At 61.8% G+C, this 25,591-nt stretch carries 24 protein-coding genes; 15 read left to right on the forward strand and 9 right to left on the reverse strand.

All coding sequences use genetic code 11. From position 1 onward, the window contains the following. The first annotated feature begins 154 nt into the window (after positions 1–154). A complete protein-coding gene (gene ettA / locus PQR27_RS18590) occupies positions 155–1,819 on the forward strand; it encodes an energy-dependent translational throttle protein EttA (protein WP_408525010.1) in 1,665 nt (554 codons plus the stop codon). A 262-nt stretch (positions 1,820–2,081) separates the two neighbouring features. Next, positions 2,082–3,206 (forward strand): DUF748 domain-containing protein, encoded by a 1,125-nt coding sequence (locus PQR27_RS18595; protein ID WP_408525011.1) that lies wholly within the window; start codon positions 2,082–2,084, stop codon positions 3,204–3,206. Between the two features lie 55 nt (positions 3,207–3,261). On the opposite strand, the gene PQR27_RS18600 is transcribed toward PQR27_RS18595, so the two are convergent. Genes PQR27_RS18600 through PQR27_RS18610 form a run of 3 tightly spaced genes read right to left on the reverse strand, consistent with a single transcriptional unit; the run spans position 3,262 to position 6,007 of the window. Next, a complete protein-coding gene (locus tag PQR27_RS18600; protein WP_408525012.1) occupies positions 3,262–3,885 on the reverse strand; it encodes an HAD family hydrolase in 624 nt (207 codons plus the stop codon). A gap of 33 nt (positions 3,886–3,918) precedes the next feature. Beyond that, positions 3,919–5,733 (reverse strand): aminopeptidase P family protein, encoded by a 1,815-nt coding sequence (locus PQR27_RS18605; RefSeq protein WP_408525013.1) that lies wholly within the window; start codon positions 5,731–5,733, stop codon positions 3,919–3,921. A 19-nt stretch (positions 5,734–5,752) separates the two neighbouring features. After that, a complete protein-coding gene (locus PQR27_RS18610; protein ID WP_408525014.1) occupies positions 5,753–6,007 on the reverse strand; it encodes a hypothetical protein in 255 nt (84 codons plus the stop codon). 203 nt (positions 6,008–6,210) lie between these two features. Here PQR27_RS18610 and PQR27_RS18615 point away from each other — a divergent pair, with 203 nt between their 5' ends. The 7 genes from PQR27_RS18615 (at position 6,211) to PQR27_RS18645 (ending at position 12,354) form a co-directional block, all read left to right on the forward strand. Next, positions 6,211–6,921 (forward strand): response regulator transcription factor, encoded by a 711-nt coding sequence (locus PQR27_RS18615; protein WP_408525015.1) that lies wholly within the window; start codon positions 6,211–6,213, stop codon positions 6,919–6,921. A gap of 62 nt (positions 6,922–6,983) precedes the next feature. Then, positions 6,984–8,270, forward strand: coding sequence for a glutamyl-tRNA reductase (gene hemA / locus PQR27_RS18620; protein WP_408525016.1), 1,287 nt, complete (start codon positions 6,984–6,986; stop codon positions 8,268–8,270). 125 nt (positions 8,271–8,395) lie between these two features. Next, entirely contained in the window at positions 8,396–9,478 is a 1,083-nt protein-coding gene (gene prfA, locus PQR27_RS18625; RefSeq protein WP_408525017.1) for a peptide chain release factor 1, read from the forward strand. A gap of 7 nt (positions 9,479–9,485) precedes the next feature. Beyond that, positions 9,486–10,328 carry a peptide chain release factor N(5)-glutamine methyltransferase gene (gene prmC, locus PQR27_RS18630; protein WP_408525018.1) on the forward strand — a complete coding sequence of 281 codons (843 nt, stop codon included), beginning with the start codon at positions 9,486–9,488 and terminating at the stop codon, positions 10,326–10,328. 130 nt (positions 10,329–10,458) lie between these two features. Continuing rightward, on the forward strand, positions 10,459–10,770 hold the full coding sequence (gene grxD / locus PQR27_RS18635) for a Grx4 family monothiol glutaredoxin (protein ID WP_408525019.1): 312 nt from the start codon (positions 10,459–10,461) through the stop codon (positions 10,768–10,770). 31 nt (positions 10,771–10,801) lie between these two features. Next, on the forward strand, positions 10,802–11,401 hold the full coding sequence (locus tag PQR27_RS18640) for a UbiX family flavin prenyltransferase (RefSeq protein WP_408525020.1): 600 nt from the start codon (positions 10,802–10,804) through the stop codon (positions 11,399–11,401). 167 nt (positions 11,402–11,568) lie between these two features. After that, the gene (locus PQR27_RS18645) at positions 11,569–12,354 is read left to right on the forward strand and encodes a DODA-type extradiol aromatic ring-opening family dioxygenase (protein WP_408525021.1); all 786 of its coding nucleotides are present in this window, start codon (positions 11,569–11,571) and stop codon (positions 12,352–12,354) included. A gap of 82 nt (positions 12,355–12,436) precedes the next feature. Here PQR27_RS18645 and PQR27_RS18650 read toward each other — a convergent pair whose 3' ends face one another. Beyond that, on the reverse strand, positions 12,437–14,032 hold the full coding sequence (locus tag PQR27_RS18650) for an APC family permease (RefSeq protein ID WP_408525022.1): 1,596 nt from the start codon (positions 14,030–14,032) through the stop codon (positions 12,437–12,439). A 584-nt stretch (positions 14,033–14,616) separates the two neighbouring features. On the opposite strand from PQR27_RS18650, the gene PQR27_RS18655 reads away from it, so the two are divergent. Next, on the forward strand, positions 14,617–14,820 hold the full coding sequence (locus PQR27_RS18655; protein ID WP_007180251.1) for a cold-shock protein: 204 nt from the start codon (positions 14,617–14,619) through the stop codon (positions 14,818–14,820). Between the two features lie 101 nt (positions 14,821–14,921). Here PQR27_RS18655 and PQR27_RS18660 read toward each other — a convergent pair whose 3' ends face one another. Beyond that, positions 14,922–16,172, reverse strand: coding sequence for an Hsp70 family protein (locus PQR27_RS18660; RefSeq protein WP_408525023.1), 1,251 nt, complete (start codon positions 16,170–16,172; stop codon positions 14,922–14,924). Between the two features lie 189 nt (positions 16,173–16,361). Here PQR27_RS18660 and PQR27_RS18665 point away from each other — a divergent pair, with 189 nt between their 5' ends. Further along, a complete protein-coding gene (locus tag PQR27_RS18665) occupies positions 16,362–17,834 on the forward strand; it encodes an MFS transporter (protein WP_408525024.1) in 1,473 nt (490 codons plus the stop codon). Between the two features lie 51 nt (positions 17,835–17,885). Here the strand turns inward: PQR27_RS18665 and PQR27_RS18670 are convergent, their stop codons facing one another. Then, positions 17,886–18,479 carry a nitroreductase family protein gene (locus PQR27_RS18670; protein ID WP_408525025.1) on the reverse strand — a complete coding sequence of 198 codons (594 nt, stop codon included), beginning with the start codon at positions 18,477–18,479 and terminating at the stop codon, positions 17,886–17,888. A 178-nt stretch (positions 18,480–18,657) separates the two neighbouring features. Further along, complete coding sequence (locus tag PQR27_RS18675) at positions 18,658–19,941, reverse strand: MFS transporter (protein WP_408525026.1); 1,284 nt, start codon at positions 19,939–19,941, stop codon at positions 18,658–18,660. A 152-nt stretch (positions 19,942–20,093) separates the two neighbouring features. Between PQR27_RS18675 and PQR27_RS18680 the strand changes: the two genes are divergently transcribed. After that, positions 20,094–20,738 (forward strand): TetR/AcrR family transcriptional regulator, encoded by a 645-nt coding sequence (locus PQR27_RS18680; RefSeq protein WP_408525027.1) that lies wholly within the window; start codon positions 20,094–20,096, stop codon positions 20,736–20,738. Positions 20,739–20,818: 80 nt separating this feature from the next. After that, the gene (locus tag PQR27_RS18685) at positions 20,819–21,373 is read left to right on the forward strand and encodes a DUF1415 domain-containing protein (RefSeq protein ID WP_408525028.1); all 555 of its coding nucleotides are present in this window, start codon (positions 20,819–20,821) and stop codon (positions 21,371–21,373) included. Between the two features lie 696 nt (positions 21,374–22,069). On the opposite strand, the gene PQR27_RS18690 is transcribed toward PQR27_RS18685, so the two are convergent. Continuing rightward, positions 22,070–22,912 carry a class I SAM-dependent methyltransferase gene (locus PQR27_RS18690; RefSeq protein ID WP_408525029.1) on the reverse strand — a complete coding sequence of 281 codons (843 nt, stop codon included), beginning with the start codon at positions 22,910–22,912 and terminating at the stop codon, positions 22,070–22,072. 383 nt (positions 22,913–23,295) lie between these two features. Between PQR27_RS18690 and PQR27_RS18695 the strand changes: the two genes are divergently transcribed. Beyond that, positions 23,296–23,616: a type II toxin-antitoxin system HicA family toxin gene (locus tag PQR27_RS18695; protein ID WP_012434486.1), complete on the forward strand. Its 321-nt coding sequence runs from the start codon at positions 23,296–23,298 to the stop codon at positions 23,614–23,616. Positions 23,617–23,722: 106 nt separating this feature from the next. Here PQR27_RS18695 and PQR27_RS18700 read toward each other — a convergent pair whose 3' ends face one another. Next, a complete protein-coding gene (locus PQR27_RS18700) occupies positions 23,723–23,932 on the reverse strand; it encodes a DUF1059 domain-containing protein (RefSeq protein ID WP_408525030.1) in 210 nt (69 codons plus the stop codon). Positions 23,933–24,283: 351 nt separating this feature from the next. Between PQR27_RS18700 and PQR27_RS18705 the strand changes: the two genes are divergently transcribed. After that, positions 24,284–25,555, forward strand: coding sequence for a TIGR03862 family flavoprotein (locus tag PQR27_RS18705; protein WP_408525031.1), 1,272 nt, complete (start codon positions 24,284–24,286; stop codon positions 25,553–25,555). The last annotated feature ends 36 nt before the right edge of the window (positions 25,556–25,591 follow it).

The raw sequence follows: 25,591 nt of genomic DNA on the forward strand, positions 1-25,591 counted from the left end.
TCTGCGCAACCCGCCCGCGCGCGCTGCAACTTTGAGCTTGACGCCGCGCCGGCCGGAGCCGGGCACACTGCCCGGCCATAACATCGATTACCCATCCACCCAACGATCGCCCGCCCCCCGCGTGGCCGGCGTCGTCAACGTCTATTGCAAGCAAATGGCCCAATACGTCTTCACCATGAACCGGGTCGGCAAGATCGTGCCGCCCAAGCGCCAAATCCTGAAAGATATCTCGCTGTCATTTTTCCCCGGCGCGAAGATCGGTCTGCTCGGCTTGAACGGCTCGGGCAAATCGACGCTGATTCGCATCATGGCCGGTGTGGACAAGGACATCGAAGGCGAAGCCACGCCGATGCCGAACCTGAACATCGGCTATCTGCCGCAGGAACCGCAGCTCGATCCGCAAAAGACCGTGCGTGAAGCAGTCGAAGAAGGTCTGGGCGACGTCTTCGGCGCGCAAAAAAAGCTCGACGAAATCTACGCCGCCTACGCGGAGCCGGACGCCGACTTCGACGCGCTCGCCGCCGAACAGGCGAAGTACGAAGCTATTCTCGCCACCACCGACGGCAGCGCGGAACAGCAGATCGAAATCGCCGCCGACGCGCTGCGCCTGCCGGCCTGGGACGCGAAAATCGAACACCTGTCGGGCGGCGAAAAGCGCCGCGTCGCGCTGTGCAAGCTGCTGCTCGAAAAGCCGGACATGCTGCTGCTCGACGAACCGACCAACCACCTGGACGCCGAATCGGTCGACTGGCTCGAACAGTTCCTCACGCGCTTCCCGGGTACGGTCGTCGCGGTGACCCACGATCGCTACTTCCTCGATAACGCCGCCGAGTGGATTCTCGAACTCGACCGCGGCCACGGCATTCCGTGGAAGGGCAACTACAGCAGCTGGCTCGACCAGAAGGAAGAGCGCCTGAAGCAGGAAGAGTCGTCGGAATCGGCGCGTCAGAAGGCGATCAAGAAGGAACTGGAGTGGGTGCGCCAGAACCCGAAGGGCCGTCAGGCGAAATCGAAGGCGCGTATTGCCCGCTTCGAGGAACTGAACAGCCAGGACTACCAGAAGCGTAACGAAACCTCGGAAATCTTCATCCCGGTCGGCGACCGCCTGGGTAACGAAGTGATCGAGTTCAAGAACGTCAGCAAGTCGTATGGCGACCGTCTGCTGCTCGACGACGTCAGCTTCAAGATCCCGGCGGGCGCGATTGTCGGCATTATCGGGCCGAATGGCGCGGGTAAGTCCACGCTGTTCCGCATGCTGACCGGCCGCGAACAGCCGGACTCGGGCGAGATCGTGCAAGGGCCGACGGTCAAGCTCGCGTACGTGGACCAAAGCCGCGACGCGCTCGACGGTTCGAAGACCGTGTTCGAGGAAATCTCCGGCGGTGCGGACGTGCTGACGGTCGGCAAGTACGAAACGCCGTCGCGTGCCTATATCGGCCGCTTCAACTTCAAGGGCGGCGATCAGCAGAAGACCGTCGGCAACCTGTCGGGCGGTGAGCGCGGCCGGCTGCATCTGGCGAAGACCCTGATCGCGGGCGGCAACGTGCTGCTGCTGGACGAACCGTCGAACGATCTCGACGTCGAAACGCTCCGCGCGCTCGAAGACGCATTGCTCGAATTCGCCGGCTCTGTGATGGTGATTTCGCACGATCGCTGGTTCCTCGACCGGATCGCGACGCACATTCTCGCGTTCGAAGGCGATTCGCAAATCACGTTCTTCGACGGTAACTACCAGGAATACGAAGCGGACAAGCGCGCGCGTCTCGGCGAAGAAGCAGCACGTCCGAAGCGTCTGCGTTACAAGCCGATCGCGCGTTAAAACGCGGGCCTCGCGGTCTGTCCGTCCGTTGACGGCGGGCCGCGTCATGACTGACTCTTGCCGCTCACCGCGGCATGGGCGGTCGGACTGCGCCTGATCCTTGCCGGACGTGCGGCGGGGCACACGCATTGCGTGCCACGGCGTGATACAGGTCATTGAGGTGCGGGGCATCCGTTTCCGCCCATCCGGCGCGCGTCAAAACAGCATGCATTCTGGCCGGTCACAGCCACGCCGCGCGACGCGCGGCGACGAGGAGGCAAGCATGGCGATGTCGAAGGGCAAGCGCTGGGCCATTGCCGCAGGCGGCGTGCTGCTCGTGTTGATCGTCGTCGCACTCGGCGCCTTGCAAATCGCGCAACGCGAAGTCAAGGAACGCGTGATCAGGGCGCTCGGCCCCTTGGGCAGCGCGGAACACATCGACGTCGGCCTTACCTCGGTACATCTCACCCACGTCCTCCTCAAGGCGCCGCCCGGCTGGCCCGCCGGCGACCCGCTCCGCGCCGATGAAATCACCCTCACGCCTGACATCCGCGATCTGGTCGCGCGGCGTATGCATATCCGCAGCGTGGTGGTGCGCGGCTTCGACATGGCGGTATTGCGTAGCAAAGACGGTTCGATCCGTCTGCTGCCGAATCTGCGGGAGTCGCTGAATAAAGCCGATCAGGACGACGCCAGCAGCACAATCGCGCCCGCCTCACGCGAAAAGCTGGTTGACCACGTCAGCTTCGAGCAAGGCAATTTCCATTTCTACGACATGACGGTGGGCAGCCCGGCCTTCAAGGTCACGGTGAGCGACGCCAACGCGACTGTCGATCATCTGCATCTGCCCGCGCTCACCGAGCCGACCAACGTCAACGTGACCGGCTCGATCAAAGGCCCGCAGCACACGGGCACCGTGTCGTTCGCCGGATGGATCAGGATCGCCAGCAAGGACTCGCAGACCACCAGCCAGTTGCGTGGCGTCGATATCGTGATGCTCGATCCGTATCTGATCAAAAAGACCGGCGCGAAGGCACAGGTGACGGGCGGCACAGTCGATCTGACGGTGGAGTCGACGGTGCGTAACTATCAGCTGCACGCGCCGGGTGTGGTGACCCTCCACCACCTGCAACTCGCCGACAGCGACAACCCGCTCGACACCTTCCTGTCGATTCCGACCAAGGCCGCGCTCGCCGCGCTCAAGTCGCATAACGGCGATATCACACTGCATTTCGTGCTGGACGGGGATCTGCGCGATCCGAAGTTTTCGGTGCGGGAAGGCCTGATGACGCGCCTCGGCGCCGGTTTTGCAAAGGCGCTGGGCGTAAGCGTAGAAGGCGTAGCGAAGGGCGCTGGGGAAACGGTGAAGGGTTTGGGTAACGCGTTGAAAAATCTGCTCGGTCAATAGCGGGTCAGGCGGACGCCGGTGCAACGCCGACGCCGCTGCCTTCACACTTTGCCGCTCAAACCGGCAAGCCCAGTTCGCGCAGCGCGGCTTCGGTCCGCACGGCGTTCGTATGATGCACGCCGTGCCAGCCGAGCGCCGTTGCGGCCTCGGCGTTCTTCAGGTTGTCGTCGATGAAAACGAGCTCAGCGAGCTGGATACCCGGCAGTTGCGCTTCGATCCGTTCGCGCATCGCCGCGAAAATCGCCGGATCGGGCTTCACCAGCTTCACGCGCCCCGACACGACAATGTCGCGAAATCGCCGCAGTACCGGGTAATGCTCCCACGCATAAGGGAAAGTCTCCGCCGACCAGTTGGTCAGCCCGAAGAGCGGCACGCCGGCAGCTTCGAGCTTTTCCATGATCGCCACGCCCTCTTCCAGCACGCCGGCCACCATCTCGTGCCAGCGTTCATAGAATGCGCGGATCAACGGCGCGTGATCGGGAAATTTCGCGATCAGTTCGTCTGTTGCCTCCGCGATCGGCTGGCCGCCGTCCTGGCGGATCACCCAGTCCATCGAACAGACGTGGGTCAGAAACCAGCGCCGTTCTGCTTCGTCCGGAATCAGTTCCCGATACAGATACTCGGGGCTCCAGTCGATCAGCACGCCGCCGAAATCGAACACCACTGCCTTGATGGCCATGCACTCTCCGTTAGTAACGTGGGATTGCCGTGATCAGACCGGTTGCGTACGCAGTTCGAGCCACGCCTTGGCCTCGCCCGATACATGCGGCGACAGGCGCATGCGCACGGTCTCGTGATACGCGTTCAGCCATGCGCGCTCGTCTTCGCGCAGCAGTGACAGCTCGAGGCAGCGCGTGTCGATCGGGCACAGGGTCAGCGTCTCGAACGCGAGGAAATCGCCGAACTCAGTTTGCTCCGCCGCCACGTTCAGCACGAGGTTTTCGATCCGCACGCCCCACTTGCCCGGCCGGTAAAGACCCGGCTCGACAGACGTGATCATGCCCTCTTCCATTGCCGTCCATGGTTCGGCCGGCGCGTAGTGCGAGATCACCTGCGGGCCTTCATGCACATTCAGGAAGTAACCCACGCCATGGCCGGTACCGTGACCGTAATCGGCGCCGGCTTCCCAGATCGGCGCGCGGGCAATCGCGTCGAGCATTGGCGAACGGATCCCGCGCGGAAATTTTGCGCGCGACAAAGCCATTGTGCCTTTCAGCACGATCGTGAAATCGCGCCGCTGTGCCTCGCTGACGGTGCCGATCGCCACCACGCGCGTGATGTCCGTGGTGCCGCTCAGGTATTGCGCGCCGGAATCGATCAGCAACAGGCCATTGCCTTCGATCACCGAATGCGATTCCTGGGTGGCGCGGTAGTGCGGCATCGCGCCGTTCGCGTTGAAACCCGCGATCGTCGCAAAGCTCAGCGACACGAAGCCCGGCCGACGCGCGCGGGCTGCTGTCAGACGCTCGTCGATCGTCAGTTCGGTGATCGTCTCGCGGCCGAGTGCACTTTCGAACCACGCGAAAAACTCCGCGAGCGCCGCGCCGTCCTGCTCCATCGTCTCGCGCACATGCTGCGCCTCGGCGGCGGTTTTGCGCGACTTGAAGAAGGTAGACGGATTGACGGCCTCGACGATCTTCACCGTCGACGGAACCGATTGCAGCGAGCCGAACGTGATCCGGCGCGGGTCGATCAGCAGCGTGCTGTCGGCGGGCAGTGCGGCGAGTGCGTCTGCCGCCTTCGCGTACGGCTCAACGCTGATGCCGTCACGCGCGAGCGCGTCGGCGAGCGCTTGCGGCACCTTGCCATCAGCGACGAAAAGCGACGCGTGCTCCAGTCCGATCAGTGCGTGCGCAACGAATACCGGGTTATAGCTGACGTCCGCGCCACGCAGATTGAGCAGCCACGCGAGGTCGTCGAGCGTTGAAATGAAGTGCCACTGCGCGCCCTTTTCCACCATCGCATGGCGGATCTGCGCGAGCTTTTCCGAACGGGCGACACTTGCGTGCGGCGCGGCGTGTTCGAACACGGCGTCAACCGGCAACGACGGACGCTGCGGCCAGATCGCGTCGAACAGATCGACGTCAGTGCGCAATTTCACGCCGCGTGCGGTGAGCGCCTGGGTCAGCGCGCGCGCCGCCGAGACGCCGAGCACGGCGCCGTCCACGCCGACCGTGCCGCCGGCTGCGACGTTTTGCGCGAGCCAGTCGAAATGCGGCGCGGTCTGCTGGCCGCCAGTCATCTTCATCAACTGCACACCGGTGCCGGCCAGTTGCGCGTTGGCTTGTTCCCAATAGCGGCTATCGGTCCACACGCCGGCGAAGTCGGTGGTCACGACCAGCGTGCCGGCCGAGCCGGTGAAGCCCGATAACCACTGCCGGCCTTGCCAGCGTCCTGGCAGATATTCGGACAGATGCGGATCGGCGGACGGCACCAGATAGGCGGCTACGCCTTCGCGCGCCATTGCGTTGCGCAAGGTTGCGAGCCGTTCGGGAATGGAGGAGGTTTCGGGGAGTCGGGCATTCATCGGAGTCACCTGCAAAAATTCATCGACGGGAAAGCAAGCCGACCGTCACAGCGACGGCGATCACAGCGGCGGCGGTGCAAACCGGCCATTCGAGCGTATCACCATCATGAAAGAGACCAACCACATTGCCGGCCATTCGCGCGACACACGCGCCGAGCACGCCGGCAGCGAGTGCGATCCACCATTGCGCGCGGCTTGAGCGGCGCAGCGGATGCAGCCACCAGCCCGCGAGGCCAATCACGGCCCCCAGGACCACAATTCCGGGCCACCCCATTAGCGGCAGGCCTCGCGCAGTTTCGGATTCGTCTCATGGGCGCAAGACACCTGGACAGCTAGCATTTTTGTCTCTTAACTATAAAGGTTCAGCACGGCGCTTTCCGCATAGCGGTTGAGTTTAGGGGTCGGGGTGATGTAAGGCAAGCCGCAAGCCTTACGGAGAAACCTAGTTGCCGATGCCCGCCATGCTGAAAGTGCCTCATGCGTATCGCCCTTATCGAGCCGGACCTGCGTCACGCTGAACTGGTTGGCCGGCTGATCTTTGCCGGCGGCCACGTGTGCCAGCACTTCATCGCCAGCACGCCGTTCCTGAATCGCGCCGCCGACGAATTCTTCGATCTGCTGCTCATCGAAAACTGGGCCGGCGACCGCCCCGCGGAAGACGTGATCCCGCGCGCCCGTTCCATTCTGCCGAGCTTGCCGGTGATCGTCCTGATATCGGAACCGCGCGAAAGCCAGATCGTCGCCGCGCTGCACGCCGGCGCGGACGACTGCCTGACCAAGCCAGTCCGCGGACCGGAAATGCTCGCGCGGGTCGGCGCGCTGCTGCGCCGCGCGGGCTTGCGGCGGCCGCAGAACCGGCGCCGCGACGTCATCGGCGGGTATGCGTTCGACGCAACGCACTTTCGCGTCACGTTCAGCGGCCAGACCGTGGCTCTGACACCGAAGGAGTTCCGCTTCGCGTTGCTATTGTTTTCCAATCTGTCGCGGCCCGTGTCGCGCGCGCATATTCTCGAAGCCATCTGGACCCGGCGCCGCGACGTAAGGTCGCGCACCGTCGATACCCATGCATCGCGCGTACGCACCAAATTGCAGTTGCGCCCGGAGCACGGTTACTGCCTGACACCGCTCTACGGCTACGGTTACCAGCTCGACTCCGTCCCGGCGGAAGCCGTTGTGGACGCCGGTTGACGCGCGCAGAATGAAAGAATCGTGGAAACGCTATAATATTGGGCTAAACCATCGCTCCCCATATGCAGCTTCTAACGATCGGAATCAATCACCACACTGCGCCTATCGCCTTGCGCGAACGCGTGGCGTTTCCGCTCGAACAGATCAAGCCGGCACTGGACACCTTCAAGAGCGTCTGGCTTGGCCGCACCGCGCGTACCGAGCCGGAAGCCGCCATCCTCTCCACCTGCAATCGCACCGAACTCTACTGCGCGACCGACGATCAAGCTGCGCGTGAAGCCGCGATCCAGTGGTTTTCGAAGTACCACAACCTGCCCGTCGCCGAACTCGCGCCGCACGTGTACGCGCTGCCGCAGTCGGAAGCCGTGCGTCATGCTTTCCGTGTCGCCTCGGGGCTCGATTCGATGGTGCTGGGCGAGACGCAAATCGTCGGACAAATGAAGGATGCGGTGCGCACCGCGTCCGAAGCCGGAGCGCTCGGCACGTATCTGAACCAGCTGTTCCAGCGCACCTTTGCCGTCGCGAAGGAAGTGCGCAGCACCACCGAAATCGGCGCGCAATCCGTGTCGATGGCGGCTGCCGCCGTGCGGCTCGCACAACGGATTTTCGACAAGGTGTCGAACCAGCGCGTGCTGTTTATCGGCGCGGGCGAGATGATCGAGTTGTGCGCCACGCACTTCGCTGCGCAGCAGCCGAAGGAACTGGTGGTCGCGAACCGTACCGCCGAGCGCGGCACGCGTCTCGCCGAGCGCTTCAATGGCCGGGCCATTCCGCTGTCGGAACTGCCCTCGCGGATGCATGAGTTCGACATCATCGTCTCGTGCACCGCGTCCACCTTGCCGATCATCGGTCTGGGCGCCATGGAGCGGGCGGTGAAAGCGCGTCGTCACCGGCCGATTTTCATGGTCGATCTGGCCGTTCCGCGCGACATTGAACCTGAAGTCGGCCAACTCGAAGACGTGTTCCTGTATACCGTCGACGACCTCGGCGCGATCGTGCGCGAAGGCAACGCGTCGCGGCAGGCGGCGGTTGCGCAGGCCGAAGCGATCATCGAAACGCGCGTGCAGAATTTCATGCAATGGCTCGACGCACGCAGCATCGTGCCAGTGATCCGCCATATGCATACGCAGGCCGACGTGCTGCGCCGTGCCGAAGTCGAACGCGCGCAGAAAATGCTCGCGCGCGGCGACGATCCGGCGGCGGTGCTCGAAGCGCTGTCGCAATCGCTCACCAATAAATTGATCCACGGGCCTACGCACGCGCTCAATCGCGCGAGCAGCGAAAACCGTGACACGCTCATTGAACTGATGAGCGGCTTCTACAAACACTCCGGTTCTTCGGAGCGTTAGCGGCGCAGCCACCGGCGCGCAGTTCGCGAGCGTCACCCGAAAGTGGCCCGCGACGTGCTTCTGACCAGGGCATCTGCCCACTCCCCTATGTCGTCCTTGCCGGAGTCCGCTCCGAAACCCCTCAGATGAAAACGAGCATGCAACGCAAGCTCGACCAGCTCACTACCCGGCTGGCCGAACTGAACGATCTGTTGAGCCGCGAGGACATCACCGCGAATCTCGACCAATACCGCAAGCTCACGCGTGAACACGCCGAGCTCGGTCCGGTTGTCGAGCATTACGCGCTGTGGCGCCAGGCCATGAACGATGCAGCGACCGCGCAGGAATTGCTGGGGGACGTGTCGATGCGCGATTTCGCGGAAGATGAAATTCGCGCGGCCCGCGAGCGAATGGAAAAACTCGGCGCCGAATTGCAGAAAATGCTGCTGCCGAAAGACCCCAACGACGACCGCAACATCTTCCTCGAAATTCGTGCCGGCACCGGCGGCGACGAATCCGCACTGTTCGCGGGCGATCTGCTGCGCATGTATCTGCGCTTTGCCGAGCGCAATCGCTGGCAGGTCGAGATGATGTCGGCGAGCGAATCGGATCTGGGCGGCTACAAGGAAGTGATCGTGCGGATCGCCGGCGAAGCGGCGTATTCGAAGCTCAAGTTCGAGTCGGGCGGTCATCGCGTGCAACGCGTGCCGGCCACCGAAACGCAGGGCCGCATTCATACGTCGGCCTGCACGGTCGCAGTGATGCCGGAAGCGGACGAAATCGGCGAAGTCGAGATCAATCCGGCCGATCTGCGGATCGACACGTTCCGGGCGTCCGGCGCGGGCGGCCAGCACATCAACAAGACCGATTCCGCCGTGCGCGTGACGCACTTACCGACCGGCATCGTCGTCGAATGTCAGGACGATCGTTCGCAGCACAAGAACAAGGATCGCGCGCTGAAGGTGCTCGCCGCGCGAATCAAGGACAAGCAGTCACACGAGCAGCAGGCGAAGGAAGCGGCGACGCGCAAGAGCCTGATCGGCTCGGGCGACCGTTCGGAGCGGATTCGCACATACAACTTCCCGCAAGGGCGCCTGACCGATCACCGCATCAACCTGACGCTATACCGCCTCGACGCGATCATGGACGGCGATCTCGACGAGTTGATCGCGGCATTGGTCAGCGAGCATCAGGCAGAGTTGCTGGCATCGCTGGGTGACGCGGACTAACGCGCGCATGAGCCCGGCTACCCCTGCCGCGCTGTTGCGCGCCTCGCCACTGCCGCCGCTCGAAGCGCGGATTCTGCTCACGCACGTGCTCGACTGGCGGCATACCCAGCTGATTACGCGCAGCGATGACACGCTCGACGAGGCGTCGATCGCGCGTTATCGGGCGCTCGAAGCACGCCGCGTGGCTGGCGAGCCCGTCGCGCAACTGGTCGGTGCGCGCGAATTTTTTGGACTCGATTTCGAGGTGACGCCGGATGTGCTGATTCCGCGTCCGGAAACCGAGTTGCTGGTCGAAACCGCGCTGTCGGCGATGGAAGGCATCTCGCGGCCGCGCGTGCTCGATCTGGGCACCGGCACAGGCGCCATTGCGGTGGCGCTTGCGTCGATGCGACCCGATGCGCAAGTCTGGGCGCTTGATCGCTCCGCCCAGGCGCTAGCGGTCGCGACGCGCAATGCCACGCGCCTGCTCGACGCCAACCGCCCCGGAGGCGTCCTCACGCTTCAGCAGAGCGACTGGTACAGCTCGCTCGACCCCGCGCTGCGCTTCGACGTGATCGTCAGCAACCCGCCGTACATTGCGAGCGGCGATCCGCATTTGTCCGAAGGCGATCTGCGTTTCGAGCCGCGCGGCGCGCTCACCGACGAAGCGGACGGCCTCGGCGCCATCCGCGCGATCGTCGCCGGTGCACCCGCATGGTTAAGCGCCAATGGCGTAGTGTGGATCGAACACGGCTACGACCAGGCCGGAGCCGTTCGCGGCCTGTTGTCAGCGCAGGGTTTCTCGCAAGTCTGCTCGGAGCGGGATCTCGCCGGGATCGAACGGATCAGCGGCGGCCGGCTGCCCGGCTGACCTCAACCTCGAACTCGCCCCCTTAAGCCAGCGGCAAAAAAGCAGATCGACGCGTGCCTCGGCCGGTCTTACCGAAATCCGCTATCATTTCAGCCTATTCCCTACACATAACGGAACCGCAAGGTCAGTCATGGATACGCAACAACGCATCAAGCAAATCGTCGACGAAAACAACGTCGTCCTCTTCATGAAGGGCAGCGCCCAGTTCCCGATGTGCGGTTTTTCGGGCCGCGCCATCCAGATTCTCAAGGCGTGCGGCGTCGGCGAATTCAAAACCGTCAACGTGCTCGAAGACGACGAAGTCCGCCAGGGCATCAAGCAGTTCTCCAACTGGCCGACCATTCCTCAGCTTTACGTGAAGGGCGAATTCGTCGGCGGCTCGGACATCATGATGGAAATGTACGAGTCGGGCGAACTGCAGCAACTGTTTGCCGCCGCCTGAGCGATCTTTGTCCGATCAGGCGCCGCGAGCCATGGAAACACGCGCTGCGGCGCCCCGCCGGCTGATCGTCGCGATCACCGGCGCGACCGGTGCGATCTACGGCATCCGCTTGCTCGAGACGTTGCGCAAGTTGGGCGGCGTCGAGAGCCATTTGCTGATTTCGAGCGCAGGCTGGCTCAATATCCAGCACGAACTCCAGTTAAGCAAAGAAGACGTTCAGCCGCTTGCCGATGTAGTCCATTCGGTTCGTGACGTCGGCGCAAGCATCGCGTCGGGCTCGTTTGCGACCGACGGCATGATAATCGCCCCCTGCTCCATGAAGACGCTGGCGAGCGTCGCGCACGGATTTTCGGACAACCTGATCACCCGCGCCGCCGATGTCACGCTGAAAGAGCGCCGCCGCCTCGTGCTCCTCGTGCGCGAAACGCCGTTCAATCTTGCGCACCTGCGCAATATGACCGCTGTCACCGAAATGGGTGGCGTGATCTTCCCGCCCCTGCCGGCCTTCTACAACCAGCCCACCTCGATCGACGAAATGGTCGATCACACGGTTGCGCGCGTGCTGGACCTGTTTGCGCTGGGACCGGCGCTGTCGCCGGCGTGGCAAGGGTTACGCGGCGCGCAGGAATAGCGCGCCAATTGGCGTTGCGCGCGTCGTCGCGGAATTCGAAGTGCCAAGTCGATTAACAACTTGTGCGACGCAATCAATTCCGTTTTCACCCGTTTATCAAACGCTGGTGCAACTCTATATTGGTAGCAACAAAACTTCCGCGCCGCGCTCACGCAGCGGCGGCTGCCATGTCCCGCTTACCGTCGCTCTTCCTCTCTCACGGCGCGCCCACCTTACCGATCGACCCGTCGCTGCCGTCCGCCGAATTCGGCGCGCTATCGGCACAGCTGCCGCGCCCGGAATCCGTCCTGATGCTGTCGGCCCACTGGGGCACGGTGCGGCCGGTGGCGAGCACGTCTGCGACACCGGAGACCATCCACGATTTCTACGGGTTCCCGCGTCAGCTGTACGAGATCCAGTATCCGGCGCCCGGCGCGCCTGACGTGGCGCGCCGCGCCGCCGTGCTGCTCGGCGAGAACGGCATCCTCACCGATGTCCAGCCGCACGGGCTCGACCATGGCGCATGGGTGCCGATGCTGCTGATGTTCCCGAAAGCCGACTTACCGGTCGCACAGTTGTCGATCCAGCCGCGCATGGACGCGGCCCATCACTTCCGGGTAGGCCGCGCGTTGCGCTCGCTGAAGGAAGATGGCGTGATGGTGATCGGCTCCGGGCAAATCACCCACAACCTGCGCGCCGCGGATTTTTCCGCGCGCCCGGAAGATGCTGATCCGCGTGTGACCGAATTCACCGACTGGTTCGAGGCAAAACTCGCCGCCCACGATATCGACGCGCTGCTCGACTACCGCCGCCAGGCGCCACATGCCGTGCTAATGCATCCGACCGACGAGCATCTGCTGCCCGTTTTCGCGGCACTGGGCGCGGCGGACGACGATTATTCGCTAACGATTCAGTCGCTCGGGACCTATCAGCGATCGCTGGCCATGACGAACTACGTCTTCGGGACCGCCTGACCCCGGTAGTCCAAGCCACGTTCAAACAAAAAAGCCCGCCTGAGCAACTCAGGCGGGCTTTTTTTCGTCTCAGCACGTCAACTTAATGCGCGCCCATGCCTTCGAGCACTTCGTCGTGCGTCTGACGCTCTTCGAGGTACTCCGAGCGATAGCCGCTATGCACACCCCAGTAGTAGAACACCAGCGAGAACGCGATCACCACTAGCATGTCCCAGCCGTAAGGCAGGATGCCGTGGCCGCCGAATTCCTTGCTGCCGATCAGCGACAGAGTCGCCATCACCGGCAAATAGGCCACGAGCCACCATGCTGCCTTCAGATCGCGGCCCCAGCCGCTGAAGCCGGACTTGGCCTGGAAGTAGAAGTACACCGGCAACGCCACGACCATCAGCAGAATGATTTCGCCCGTCAGCGGCCACTTGGCCCAGTAGAGGATCAGCGACGCACACGTGAATGCAAACGGCGCGATGATCTTCATGCCCGGAATGTGCAGCGGGCGCTCGAGGTCCGTCGCCGCGCGGCGCAATGCCATCAGGCTGATCGGGCCGGTGAGGTACGAGATCACGGTGGCGACCGAGATCACCGCCGCCAACGAACTCCAGCCGCGGAAGAAGAACAGGAAAATGAACGAGACCAGCAGGTTGAACCACATCGCCTGGCGCGGCACGCCGTAGAACGGGTGCACGTTACCGAACATTTTCGGCATCGTGTTGTTGCGCTCCATCGCGTAGATCATGCGCGTGGTGGTCGCCATGTAGGTCGTGCCCGTGCCGCTCGGGCTGACGAACGCGTCGACGTACAGCAGAATCGCCAGCCAGTTCAGGTTCAGCGCAATCGCCAGTTCAGCGAACGGCGAAGCGAAGTTGAAATGGCTCCAGCCGTTGAGCACGTCGCCCGGATTCACCGCGCCGATATAGGCAACCTGCAGCAGCACGTAGATGACCAACGCCAGCAGGATCGAGCCGATCACCGCAAACGGGACGCTCTTGGCCGGATTGCGCGCTTCACCGGCGAGGTTGATCGGGCTCTGGAATCCGTTGAACGCGAACACGATGCCGCTCGTCGCCACCGCGGTCAGCACCGACGACCAGCCGTACGGCGCAAAAGTGCTCACCTGACCGAAGTTTTCTTTATGGAAGCCCGTCAGCATCAAGCCGAGGATCGTCGCGCCCGGAATCAGGAACTTGAAGACGGTGATGGCCGAATTGGCGCGTGCAAATAATTTCACGCCCCAGTAGTTCAGCAGGAAGTAAATGATCACCAATGCCGCGGACAGCAATAGCCCATTGGTCGTTAATGATCCGTTCACGAATAACGCGTGCGCCCAGGGATATGGCCACGTACTCATATATTGAATGGACGCTTCCGCCTCGATTGGAATGACCGAGACAATGGCGATCCAGTTTGCCCACGCGCTAATGAAGCCAACCAGCGCGCCGTGCGAATAGCGCGCGTAACGCACCATACCGCCAGACTCCGGAAACATCGCGCCGAGTTCCGCGTAGGTCAATGCAATCGCGAGGATCACGACCGCACCGATGACCCATGCACAAATGGCAGCCGGACCGGCAATTTTTGCAGCCTTCCATGCGCCGAACAGCCAGCCCGATCCAATGATCGACCCCAAGCCGGTCAGCAACAGCGCAACCGGTCCGATGTTCCGTTGTATAGAACTTTTCACGTCTTCTCCTGTGTCGACCGGAGTTAGCGCTTTAGATGTCGATCAGAGTTAGCGTTTTAACGCTTACTCTGGTCCCATGCAAAGCACTTATTCCGGTCCCATACACCGTATGTCGGCAGCCGTGAGTGCTTTAGCACTGACGCCTGCCCATGCAAGTTTGCTGCAAAACCATGCTGGCACCGCGTGACATCACATCGCTTGTGGCGCTGCAGACGGGTGACACCCATGCGTGCGCGACAGTTCATTCTAGCCAGGTGCAACCGACGCGCGGCGCGTAGTTTAACGGTTGCACCTAGTTGTTGCAGCGAAATCAAGGGTTCTCCCTGGGAAAATTCCTACGCAAATGGCAAGCTTTGTAAGCAACTTTTCGCCAATCTCTCAAAAATTTGTAAAGATGTCAGGAGATGGTTGACCTTCTCTCGAAATCACCGTATAACGTTCGGGCAGGATTTCAAGCGGCGAGTGAATTGGTCTTTCGTAGTTCGCCCATCAACGGTACTCCGGTTGGTCCCATTACCCCCTTCCTTGATTTTCATGCACCCATTGGGCTTCGGCCTTATTTACCATCTTTAGGAACAAGTAATATGGAAACCGGTACCGTCAAGTGGTTCAATGACGCAAAGGGCTTTGGCTTCATCACGCCGGACGGCGGCGGCGAAGATCTGTTCGCGCATTTCTCGGAAATCCGTACGGAAGGCTTCAAGACGCTGCAAGAAAACCAAAAGGTTACGTTTGAAGTGAAGACGGGCCCGAAGGGCAAGCAAGCTGCTAACATCAAGCCGGTGTAAGCAACACGCTTCCTTCTGGACGCAAAAAACCCCGCCTCGGCGGGGTTTTTTTATATCCGTATCAAGTTGATACGGGGATTATCTTCGCAGTATGCGACTGGTTATCCAAACACGCGCCGTGCGTGAATACCAAGGCCTGTTGCAACACTCGCGAGACGATCGCCGAATACCGGTTTTGCATCTGGAAATGCAGCCGCCAATGCGCCGGACAAAAATGCCAGCCCCGTCGAGCCGCCCGTAAAATAAATCGCATTCACGTCGCGTGTCACCACGCCGGCCGCCTGCACCGTTTCGCGCGCGGCCTGCACGATGCGCAGCGTTTCGTCCTGCCCGGCCTTGATGAGTTGCGCTTCGTCGAACGCAAGACGCAGGTCGTCTTCCACCTGATCCAGATCGATCACGGTCTCGCCGCCAGCCGCCACGCCGATTTTCGCCTCTTCCGCGCGCGCCGCCATGGCGTGGCCAAAGCGCCGCTCGACGACACGCATCAGTCGGTCGTGATGCTTGACGTCGGTGAACAGATGCCGCATGAGCGTCAGCTCGCTGACGCGTTTGGGCGCGTAGACGGTATTGATCAGATGCCACGTTGCCAGATCGAAATAAATCCGGTTGGGGATTTCGCGGCCCTCCGAGTCCAGCGTCTGATAGCCGAACTCGCGCAGGATCGTCGCCAGTTCGACGCGGCGGTCGAAATCGGTGCCGGCGACGTGCACGCCGTGGTGGGCCAGCACATCGTCCTTACGTTCCACCCGCTTCATGCGCTCCGGACCGACCCGCACCAGCGAAAAGTCGGAGGTGCCGCCGCCGATGTCGGCCACCAGCACCAGGCCCTCCTCCGTCAGATGCGACTCGTAGTCGAATGCCGCCGCGATCGGCTCATACTGGAAGTGAATCTCCCGCAAACCCGCCGAGCGTGCCGCCGTTTCCAGTTGCTGTTGCGCCAGTTGGTCGGCACGCGGGTCGTCGTCGACAAAAAACACCGGACGGCCAAGCACGGCGCGACTGATCGGGCCGCCGGCGCTTGCCTCGGCCGAACGCTTCAGATGGTCGACGAAAATCGCGATGACGTCGGTGTACTTGATCGCCGAGCCGTCGCCGAGATCGGTTGAGTTCTCGGCAAGCGGCGAGCCGAGGATGCTTTTCATCGAGCGCATCAGGCGGCCATCGAAGCCGTCGATGTACGCTGCGAGCGCCGCCCGCCCGAATTCGCGGGTGTTTTCGTCGGTGTTGAAAAACACGGCGGTCGGCAGCGTCGTATACGCGCCTTCAACCGGGGCAAGGCGCAGCGCAGCACCGTTCGGCACGGCGACGGCCGAATTGGAAGTACCGAAGTCAATCGCGCAATAGTTCATGGCAGGAATCGCCGCTCACGGCTGGCGCGGACAGGAAGGGGAGCGGCTTTGTATCACGAAAGCCCAATCAGCATCAACTGACGCGTCAGGGCCGCCCTCGATAAGGCCAAAAAACCGCTCAACGGAACAAATATTGCTCATGCGGACAGGATACGCCGCCAATTTTCGGCAATCAGGAGACTTATAGCAATGAGCGCGCCGCCCACCGCCGCAGTCCGCGAAAAAGCCGCCGTGATCGAAACCGACCTGCCCTCGCGGCTCGATCGCCTGCCGTGGGGGCGCTTCCACTCGCTGATCGTGGTGGCGCTTGGCGTGACGTGGATGCTCGACGGCCTCGAAGTGACCCTGGCGGGCGCAGTTGCGAGTGCGTTGAAGTCCAGTCCGGCGTTGCGGTTTACCAACGCCGACGTGGGTCTGGCCGGCAGCGCTTACATCGCAGGCGCGGTGCTCGGCGCGCTCGGTTTCGGCTGGCTGACTGACCGGCTCGGGCGCCGCAAGCTGTTCTTCATCACGCTGGCGCTGTATCTGGCCGCCACGGCCGCGACCGCTTTGTCGTGGAATCTCGGCAGTTTTCTGCTGTTCCGATTTCTGACCGGCGCGGGGATCGGCGGCGAATATACGGCGATCAATTCGACAATCCAGGAATTCACGCCAGCACGCGTGCGCGGCTGGACCGATCTCGGCATCAACGGCACATTCTGGGTCGGAGCCGGCCTCGGCGCGGCGGGCTCGCTGGTGCTGCTCGATCCCAACCTGCTGCCGCCCGATTGGGGCTGGCGCGCCTGTTTTTTCATCGGTGCGGTCCTCGCGCTGGCCATTCTTCCAATGCGTATCTGGGTGCCGGAAAGCCCGCGCTGGTTGCTCACCCATGGCGACGAGCGTGACGCGCGCGCGATCGTCGAAGGCATCGAGACGCGGTTTCGCGACGAAGGCCACACTCTCGCCGACGGCGACCTCATGCGCTTGCGTCTGCGGGCGCGCGGCCATACGCCGCTGCGCGAGGTGTTCCACACGCTGTTCAACGTGCATCGGCGCCGGGCGCTGGTCGGTTTGTCGCTAATGACCGCGCAGGCGTTCTTCTACAACGCGATCTTCTTCACCTATGCGCTGGTGCTGACCGATTTCTATCAGGTGCCGGGAGATCAGATCGGCTGGTATCTGCTGCCGTTCGCGCTCGGCAATTTCCTCGGACCATTGCTGCTTGGCCGACTCTTCGACGTGATCGGACGGCGCAAAATGATCGCGACCACTTACGGCCTGTCCGCCATCCTGCTGACGCTGAGCGGCTATCTGTTCGAGCAGCAGTTGCTCACGGTCGTGACGCAGACGATCGCGTGGATGGTGATCTTCTTTTTCGCTTCGGCAGCCGCGAGTTCGGCGTATCTGACCGTCAGCGAATCGTTTCCTCTGGAAATTCGCGCGCTGGCGATCGCGGTCTTCTACGCGTTCGGCACGGCGCTGGGCGGCATTGTGGGGCCGGCGTTTTTTGGCCGGTTGATCGATACGCATCAGCGCAGCCAGGTGTTCTCAGGCTACCTGGTCGGCTCCGCGCTGATGCTTGCGGCGGCGGTGATTGCTGCGATTTGGGGCGTGGATGCCGAACGCAAGTCGCTGGAAAACGTCGCCACGCCGCTGTCGAGTGTTGCGGACGACGCGGAATAAAAAAACGCGCGGACGGCGCCGCGCGTTTTTCATAGCGGGGATATAAGGCCTTCAGAAGGCCTTTTTCCAGCCGCCGCCGTACACGATATCGCCAAGCGGCAAGCGCTGACGCACCGACTTCTCGCGCTCGCGCAACACCGGGTCGAGTTTGTCGATCTCACCATAGTGGCCGAGAGAGATGATCGAAATCACGTCGACATCGTTCGGCAGCTTGAACGTCGTGCGGAATGCGTTCGGGTCGAAGCCGCTCATCTGATGCGCGGCGAGCCCAAGTGCATGCGCCTGCAATACGAGCGCCATCGCTGCGGCGCCGGCATCGTAAGGCGCGCAACGGTTCACTTCGCCCTTGTTGGTGAGGGTATGCATGGTCACCGCGATCAGCACCGGCGCCGACGCATTCCAGCCCTGATTGAACGGCACCAGCGTGGCGAAAGCCTGCTTGAACGACACTTCGTCGACACTGCGGTCGAACACGAGGAAACGCCACGGCTGGACGTTATACGAAGACGGCGCCCAACGTGCCGCCTCGAGAACCGTGTGCAGATGCTCCCGGCTCACCGGCTCGCTCGAATACGCGCGCGGGCTCCAGCGGCCTGCAATCAGTTCGTGAATGGCAACTTCGGTAGGGGCGGGTTTGTTGGGCATGCGCTTCTCTCGGTCGAAATTCATGGACGGCGGGCAGCTTGCCCGGGGTCACATAGCATAACCGGGCTTGCCCGCTCGCGCTCCATCAAGTGCGCAGTTAGTTTTCACGCTGGCTGCATGCGAAACGGTGCCTTCCGGGGCCGCTTTAGCTAGCGCACCTTGCTCCGCCAGCCTTGCTTCAGGCCGCCTGCGGCTCCGGCGCCTTCACGGGACGGTTGATCCGCAGCACGATCGTCGCGGCGACCAGGCAAAGGCCGCCCGAAATCATCGACGCGACCGTGTACGTGCCCAGGCTCGCGCGCAGCATGCCCGCGCCGAGCGCCGCGAACGCCGCGCCGAGCTGGTGACCCGCCACGACCCAGCCGAACACAACCGGCGCAGCCTCCTTGCCGTAGACGTCTGTCGCGAGACGCACGGTAGGCGGCACGGTAGCGATCCAGTCGAGACCGTAGAACACCGCGAATAACGGCAGACCGAAGAAATCGATGCCGAAGGCGTGCGGCAAAAACATCAGCGACAATCCGCGCAGGCCGTAATACCAGAACAACAGCACACGGCTGTTGTAACGGTCCGACAGCCAGCCGGACAACGTCGTGCCGAACAGATCGAAGATGCCCATTGCCGCCAGCAGTGACGCGCCCTGGACTTCGGTCATGCCGTAGTCGCCGCACATCGCGATCAGATGGGTGCCGACATAGCCGTTGGTACTCGCGCCGCAGATAAAGAAGCTGAAGAACAGCAGCCAGAAGTCGCGCGTCTTGCTCGCCATGGCGAGCGTGCCGAAAGCGATGGCTAGCGGATTCTGTTTGGTCACCGTGGAGGCGATCGGCGCGTCGGCGGGTTCGCCGAACGGACGCAGATTCATGTCGGCCGGGCGCTCGGGCAGCAGGAAGGCGACCAGCGGCAGCACGATGGCCGCCGCGCCCGCGACGACCCACACCACCTGCCGCCAGCCGTAATGCTCGGCGATAGCAGCAAGCATGGGCAGGAAAACCAGCTGGCCGGTTGCCGAACTCGCGGTGAGAATCCCCATCACGAGGCCACGATGGGTGGTGAACCAGCGCGTGACGACCGTTGCTGACAACGACAGCGCCGCCACCCCCGTCGAGCCGCCGACCATCACACCCCAGATCAGGATCATCTGCCACGGATGGGTCATCAATGACGACAACGCCACACCCGCTGCCATCGTGCCCAACGCGGCCAGCAACGTGGGGCGGACCCCGAAGCGTTGCATCGCCGCGGCCGCGAACGGCCCCATCAGACCATACAGTGCGATATTCACCGAAATCGCGAGGGAGATGGTCGCGCGGCTCCAGCCGAATTGATGCTCGAGCGGCACCATCATCACGCTCGGTGTGGCGCGCGTGCCGGCTGCCGCCAATAACACCAGAAACACCACTGCGACCGTCAGCCAGCCGTAGTGGAAGCGCCCGCCAATCAGTCTCGCTGCCCAGTTCATTGATTCTCCAGTCGACGCGTGCCCTGCATGCCGCGTCGCGCGCATTGTTACAATCTTCGTAAAGGACTTGTGACCGATCTGTCACAATAGTGTTGCGATACTAGTTACCGATCGGTAACATGTCAAGGCATCAATTCGATTAGGTGGCGTTCATGTCCGACAGCAAACCCCCGAAGGCAGATGGCGCACGCCGCACGCGTGGCGTGCAGACGGCCGGGCCACAGGCGCAGCAGCACTTGCTGCGGGCCGCGGATGAACTGTTTTACCGCGAGGGTGTGCGGGCGGTTGGCGTGGATGCTGTGGTCGAGCGGGCGGGCGTCAACAAGATGAGTTTGTACCGCCAGTTTTCGTCGAAAGACGAACTGGTGATGGCGTACCTGGAGCGCAAGGACAAGCAGTTTTTCGGTTACGTCGAGAGGAGTTTTGCGAAACATCCGGGCGAGCCCGCAAAGCAGCTCCAGCAATATTTCGACGACCTGGCGGTGCGGGCATCGGTTGACGATTATCGCGGTTGCCCATTCGTGAATGTGTCGGTGGAGTTTCCCGATACGGCGCATCCGGCGCGACAGTTCGTGTTTCGCAACAAGGAACGGCTGATGGCCCGGATCACCGAGTTGGCGACGGCAGCCGGCGCCGATGATCCGGTGGGGTTGGCCAATGCGCTGGGGTTGATGATCGAAGGCGTCTATGCGGCTAGCCAAACGTACGGGCCTGGTTGCGGGCCGGTTCTTGCCGCGCCGACGGTGGCGGCGCAGTTGATTGCTGCCGCATGTGGTGGGCGTACCGCTGCCGCGTGATTTCCCGCTGCGTTCGTGGCTGGGTTTGCGTGTGCCTCTGCCCGGTAGAATGACAGCTTCTCCCTTCCTCGCTGCTTGCCATGTCGTTGTCTGCCGAATCCCAAGATGCCGTTGTTGTCGCCACTCGCCATTGGCTGACACAAGCCGTGATCGGGCTCAATTTGTGCCCTTTTGCGAAGGCCGTGCATGTTAAGGGGCAGATTCGATATGCCGTGAGTGATGCAACTGATATGGAAGGCGTTCTGGTCGACCTCGAGACCGAACTGCAGGCGCTGGTCGTGGCCGATCCTGAGGCTGTGGAGACGACTTTGCTGATTTTGCCGCAGGCGCTGGGGGATTTTCTCGAATATAACGATTGTTTGTTTTTTGCTAACAGGATGATTAAGCAGCTTCGGCTCGAAGGTGTTGTGCAGATTGCCAGTTTTCATCCTCATTATCAGTTTGAAGGTAGTGAGCCTGATGATATTGAAAATTATACGAATCGGGCGCCGTATCCTATTTTACATTTGCTCCGGGAAAATAGTATTGAACGTGCCGTTGTGGCTTTTCCTGAGGCGGAAGATATTTTTGAGCGGAATCAGGAGACCCTCAGGAGGGTTGGCCTTGCAGGCTGGAATGAGTTGATGAAGATTTAGGGTTTTTTGCCTTTGGCGGCGGCATTTTCTGGTTCTGGTTTTTTTTGGCCTTTCCTTGCTTTCTTATTGGTCTATTAGTGTCGCCCCTGTGCGGGGCAGGCACTTACTTTCTTTGCCGCCGCAAAGAAAGTAAGCAAAGAAAGCGGCTTCACACCGCTAATTCTTAAGCGGGTCCCCTGGCTTGGAGGGGATTGTGGCGCGATTAACGGATCACACCTCAGTTAATAACCGCCCGTGACACAGCCGTCATCCGCTCCCACTCCGCACTGCGTGCGTCGCGGATGGGTCTGCCAGGGAAACCGGGCGCTTCGTTTGTGCGCGGTGGGGGCCATCGGCTTCGCCTCGGCGAGGCGCCGAAAACACTAATTGGTTTTATGAAGTACCGCCCCGGCGCGCGCAGCGCCGCCGGAAGCATGACGGCATTGTCACTCATGCCAGAAGGTGCGCAGGCCCGATCTCTACGGGGCCACGATCCCCTCCAAGCCAGGGGAGCCGCTTAAAAATTAGCGGTGTGAGCCGCTTTCTTTTGCCTACTTTTCTTTGCGGCCGGCAAAGAAAAGTAGGTGCCGCCCCGCACAGGGGCGACGCTAATAGACCAATAAGAAAACAAGGAAAGGCCAAAGCGGCAAGAACCAGGAAAATGCCGCCGCCAAAGGCATTAAAAAAAAACACACCCCAGTGAGGGCCAACCCCTTTTTAATTCAAAACAAAAAACCTACTTTTCAACTCCTCAATCCCAAGCGTCTGCATAACTTCATCAAGCCGCTCGGAAGGCCGCCGCCGAGGCAAATCCTTATATTGAGCAATAATAAGCTCGTTCTTCATCGAATGCTCCCACCCCACTAACTCGGTGACACTCACCTGATACCCATGCGCTTCAAGCTGCAAACACCGCAGCACATTAGTAATCTGACTCCCAAACTCGCGCGTATGCAGCGGATGCCGCCAGATTTCAGTCAGCGCATTCGCAAGTGATTTCCCCTTGTTCTGCCGCAAAACCCCCGCCACCTCAGCCTGGCAACAAGGCACCACCACAATAAATTTGGCATGCTTTTCCAAAGCAAACCGAATCGCATCATCAGTGGCGGTATTACAGGCATGCAGTGCCGTCACAATGTCGATCTGGGCCGGCAGGCGCTCCGATGTGATCGAATCGGCCACCGAGAGATTCAGAAACGACATCCCCTCAAAGCCCAGCCGCTCGGCCAGCGCCTCGGACTTCGTGACCAGGTCCTCCCGCGTTTCAATGCCGTATATGTGCGACGCACCACCAGCGGCACCCTGAAACTCCTTGAAGAAAAGGTCATACAGGATAAAACCTAGATATGACTTGCCCGCGCCGTGGTCGACGAGCGTCACGTCGCCCTGCTTGTCCTTGAGCTCCTTGAGAAGGGGCTCGATGAACTGGAACAGGTGGTAGACCTGTTTCAGCTTGCGGCGGCTGTCCTGATTCATCTTGCCGTCGCGCGTCAGGATATGCAGCTCCTTTAACAGTTCGACGGATTGGTTTGGACGGATTTCGTGGGTTTTGCTGGACATCGTCGGAAACCGCTACCGATTGCAACGCGAACGTGCGACAGGTGACGGAAAAAAGGAAAAGTTGCTGCCAGTTTACCCAAAGTGCGGCCCGCTCACCTAAGGAGCCGCCTGAATCATGCAAGAAGTGCCACAAACTGGAACACTTCCTGCTAAGAAGCGCGAAGCGGGACCTTCCGGAGCGGCGCAAAAAACAGCTCGCGTGCCGGCTCAGCCCATGGTGTAAGCCGCGTCGCGTAAAACAACAGGCTACCGGCCGTGGCGTGGATCACGCGAACCGAATGCATGTGGGGAGGCCGGACCCGGAAGACGGGCCGAACGTTACGTAACCAGCAGCGCGCCGCGATCTCAGCCGGACGCGCGCTCGGATAATAGAAGAGGCGGCAATGGATACGGTACCCAACGGAAACGTCGAGCAGAAGTTTCAGGAAATGCTGGCTAAGCTCATCGCCACGCCCGCCTGGTCGGAAAAACAGCAACTCGAACTGGAGATGGCGCGCGATATCTCCACCGAAATGCTACGTCTGGCCGAAGTCATGCGCGACGGCAGCGTCGACATGGAAACCTGCCTGACCATGCTCAAGTACGCAAAAGTGCTCGACTTCGTCATGACGACACTCGCCTCACGCCGCGACATCAAACCGCAAACGCTACGGGTGATTTTCAAGCTCGCGGGCCTCAAGGTCGACGAAGCGTATCCGGGCTGAAACTGCATCGGCGCTGCCGGCAAATCCCCCAGCAGCCAAAGCGGCCAAAACCCACCCGCTTTGGTCACGCGACATTCTCCCTCGCGGAAAACCGCCCACCCGTAGTTCACCGGCGCGGTGCCTCGACCGGCGGTGTGCCGTCATGAAACAAGGTCTTGAGCTGGGTGCGAAGTTCCGGCGAATCCGTATGCTTGTGCACCGTAACCGCATGCTGCACGGCGGCGTCGAGCAATTCATCGTCCGAGTCGGCAGACAGCGCAACCGTACAGTTCGTTTCGCTCGGGAATTCACGGCAATCAATGTATTTGCGATTCATGGCAGTCTCCTTGACGCCGGGAACAGCGCGCAAACCACGTTGCCCGATCGCGGCGACGCAGCGTCGGCGTCGAGCGGCTCGAAAACTTTGGGTTGGTTTGGCGTGCGAAAGACGCGAACAGCGTCGATTGGAAGGCGTTTGAAAAGTATAGTCCGCGGTGATGAATTGGAAAGCAATCCACGCGAACGCTGTCGATGTGAACGCGCGAATCCTGCTGTCGCAGCCAAGCCGCCTGTTTGCCGCTTCACCCGTTTGCCCTGCCATGCCGGCGGTGTGAAAATAGCGCCCTTCGCGCCGGCCCACTGAGCCAACTGGTCGCGCGCCATCTCTTCCGCTCACCTGCAGGACCGCATGTCATCCTTCCTCGAATCCGCCCGCGTTGCCGTCATCGGCGGCGGTCCCGCCGGCCTGATGGCTGCCGAGGCGCTTGCCCAGCAAGGCGTGCAGGTCGACGTCTACGACGCGATGCCATCGGTTGGCCGCAAATTCCTGATGGCGGGCAAAGGCGGCATGAATATCACGCACTCGGAACCGCTCGAACCGTTTCTCGGCCGTTATGGCGCCCGCCGTGGACAGATCGCGCCTCTGCTCGACGCTTTTGGGCCGGACGCGCTGCGCGCATGGTTGCAGGCGTTGGGCGTCGAGACCTTTGTCGGCAGTTCGGGCCGGGTTTTTCCGACCGACATGAAAGCCGCGCCAATGCTGCGTGCATGGTTGCATCGGTTAAGAGACACCGGGGTGCGGTTTCACATGCGCCACAAGTGGATCGGCTGGGATGACGGCGACAACAACGCCGCAGCGCATGCGCTGCGCTTCACGACGCCCGAAGGTGAGCAAACGCTGACCTGCGATGCGGTCGTGTTCGCGCTCGGCGGCGCAAGCTGGCCGCGGCTCGGCTCGGATGCCGCCTGGGTGCCGCTGATGACCACCCGCAGCGTGCCGATAGCACCATTGCGACCCGCAAACTGCGGGTTCGACGCCGACTGGAGCCCATACCTGCGGGAGCGTTTCGCGGGCCAACCGGTCAAGCCGGTCGCCATCACACTCACCGACGTAGACAAAAACGTCCACAATCGACAAGGTGAAATACTTCTGACCGAAACGGGCTTGGAAGGGAGTCTGATTTACGCGTTGTCGGCTGCAATCCGCGAGCGAATTCTGGCTGACGGCGAACTCACCATCGAGCTGGATCTGGCGCCAGGCTTGACGTTGGAGCGTGTGGTCGCGGAGGTCACACGGCCGCGCGGCTCGCGCTCGATGTCGAGTCACCTGCACGGCAGGGTCGGTATCGGCGGCGTAAAACTCGCGCTATTGCACGAAGTTCTGTCGAAAGAAGCGTTCGCCGACGCTAACGGCGTGGCGCGTGCCATCAAGGCGCTGCCTGTCCGGCTGATGCGGGCCCGCCCAATCGCGGAAGCCATCAGCACCGCGGGCGGAATTCCGTTCGAAGCGCTTGACGCCCACCTGATGCTGGAGCGTCTGCCAGGCGCGTTCTGCGCCGGCGAGATGCTCGACTGGGAAGCGCCGACCGGCGGCTATCTGCTGACCGCCTGCTTCGCTAGCGGCCTGGTAGCTGGCCGCGGCGCACTCGCGTATCTGAAGACGCGCGGCGCATCGAACTGACACGCCGACTCTTCAGCGGCGCGTTTTCGCGCACCA

It is taken from the genome of Paraburkholderia fungorum, from assembly GCF_046027215.1.
Taxonomy (GTDB): Bacteria; Pseudomonadota; Gammaproteobacteria; order Burkholderiales; family Burkholderiaceae; genus Paraburkholderia; species Paraburkholderia fungorum_D.

What these genes read in the sequence shown, in the direction of transcription:
- ettA (WP_408525010.1), top strand. Translation starts at nt 155, where the DNA reads ATGGCCCAATACGTCTTCACCATGAACCGGGTCGGCAAGATCGTGCCG.
- PQR27_RS18595 (WP_408525011.1), top strand. Translation starts at nt 2,082, where the DNA reads ATGGCGATGTCGAAGGGCAAGCGCTGGGCCATTGCCGCAGGCGGCGTG.
- PQR27_RS18600 (WP_408525012.1), bottom strand. Translation starts at nt 3,885, where the DNA reads ATGGCCATCAAGGCAGTGGTGTTCGATTTCGGCGGCGTGCTGATCGAC.
- PQR27_RS18605 (WP_408525013.1), bottom strand. Translation starts at nt 5,733, where the DNA reads ATGAATGCCCGACTCCCCGAAACCTCCTCCATTCCCGAACGGCTCGCA.
- PQR27_RS18610 (WP_408525014.1), bottom strand. Translation starts at nt 6,007, where the DNA reads ATGGGGTGGCCCGGAATTGTGGTCCTGGGGGCCGTGATTGGCCTCGCG.
- PQR27_RS18615 (WP_408525015.1), top strand. Translation starts at nt 6,211, where the DNA reads ATGCGTATCGCCCTTATCGAGCCGGACCTGCGTCACGCTGAACTGGTT.
- hemA (WP_408525016.1), top strand. Translation starts at nt 6,984, where the DNA reads ATGCAGCTTCTAACGATCGGAATCAATCACCACACTGCGCCTATCGCC.
- prfA (WP_408525017.1), top strand. Translation starts at nt 8,396, where the DNA reads ATGAAAACGAGCATGCAACGCAAGCTCGACCAGCTCACTACCCGGCTG.
- prmC (WP_408525018.1), top strand. Translation starts at nt 9,486, where the DNA reads ATGAGCCCGGCTACCCCTGCCGCGCTGTTGCGCGCCTCGCCACTGCCG.
- grxD (WP_408525019.1), top strand. Translation starts at nt 10,459, where the DNA reads ATGGATACGCAACAACGCATCAAGCAAATCGTCGACGAAAACAACGTC.
- PQR27_RS18640 (WP_408525020.1), top strand. Translation starts at nt 10,802, where the DNA reads ATGGAAACACGCGCTGCGGCGCCCCGCCGGCTGATCGTCGCGATCACC.
- PQR27_RS18645 (WP_408525021.1), top strand. Translation starts at nt 11,569, where the DNA reads ATGTCCCGCTTACCGTCGCTCTTCCTCTCTCACGGCGCGCCCACCTTA.
- PQR27_RS18655 (WP_007180251.1), top strand. Translation starts at nt 14,617, where the DNA reads ATGGAAACCGGTACCGTCAAGTGGTTCAATGACGCAAAGGGCTTTGGC.
- PQR27_RS18660 (WP_408525023.1), bottom strand. Translation starts at nt 16,172, where the DNA reads ATGAACTATTGCGCGATTGACTTCGGTACTTCCAATTCGGCCGTCGCC.
- PQR27_RS18665 (WP_408525024.1), top strand. Translation starts at nt 16,362, where the DNA reads ATGAGCGCGCCGCCCACCGCCGCAGTCCGCGAAAAAGCCGCCGTGATC.
- PQR27_RS18670 (WP_408525025.1), bottom strand. Translation starts at nt 18,479, where the DNA reads ATGCCCAACAAACCCGCCCCTACCGAAGTTGCCATTCACGAACTGATT.
- PQR27_RS18675 (WP_408525026.1), bottom strand. Translation starts at nt 19,941, where the DNA reads ATGAACTGGGCAGCGAGACTGATTGGCGGGCGCTTCCACTACGGCTGG.
- PQR27_RS18680 (WP_408525027.1), top strand. Translation starts at nt 20,094, where the DNA reads ATGTCCGACAGCAAACCCCCGAAGGCAGATGGCGCACGCCGCACGCGT.
- PQR27_RS18685 (WP_408525028.1), top strand. Translation starts at nt 20,819, where the DNA reads ATGTCGTTGTCTGCCGAATCCCAAGATGCCGTTGTTGTCGCCACTCGC.
- PQR27_RS18690 (WP_408525029.1), bottom strand. Translation starts at nt 22,912, where the DNA reads ATGTCCAGCAAAACCCACGAAATCCGTCCAAACCAATCCGTCGAACTG.
- PQR27_RS18695 (WP_012434486.1), top strand. Translation starts at nt 23,296, where the DNA reads ATGGATACGGTACCCAACGGAAACGTCGAGCAGAAGTTTCAGGAAATG.
- PQR27_RS18700 (WP_408525030.1), bottom strand. Translation starts at nt 23,932, where the DNA reads ATGAATCGCAAATACATTGATTGCCGTGAATTCCCGAGCGAAACGAAC.
- PQR27_RS18705 (WP_408525031.1), top strand. Translation starts at nt 24,284, where the DNA reads ATGTCATCCTTCCTCGAATCCGCCCGCGTTGCCGTCATCGGCGGCGGT.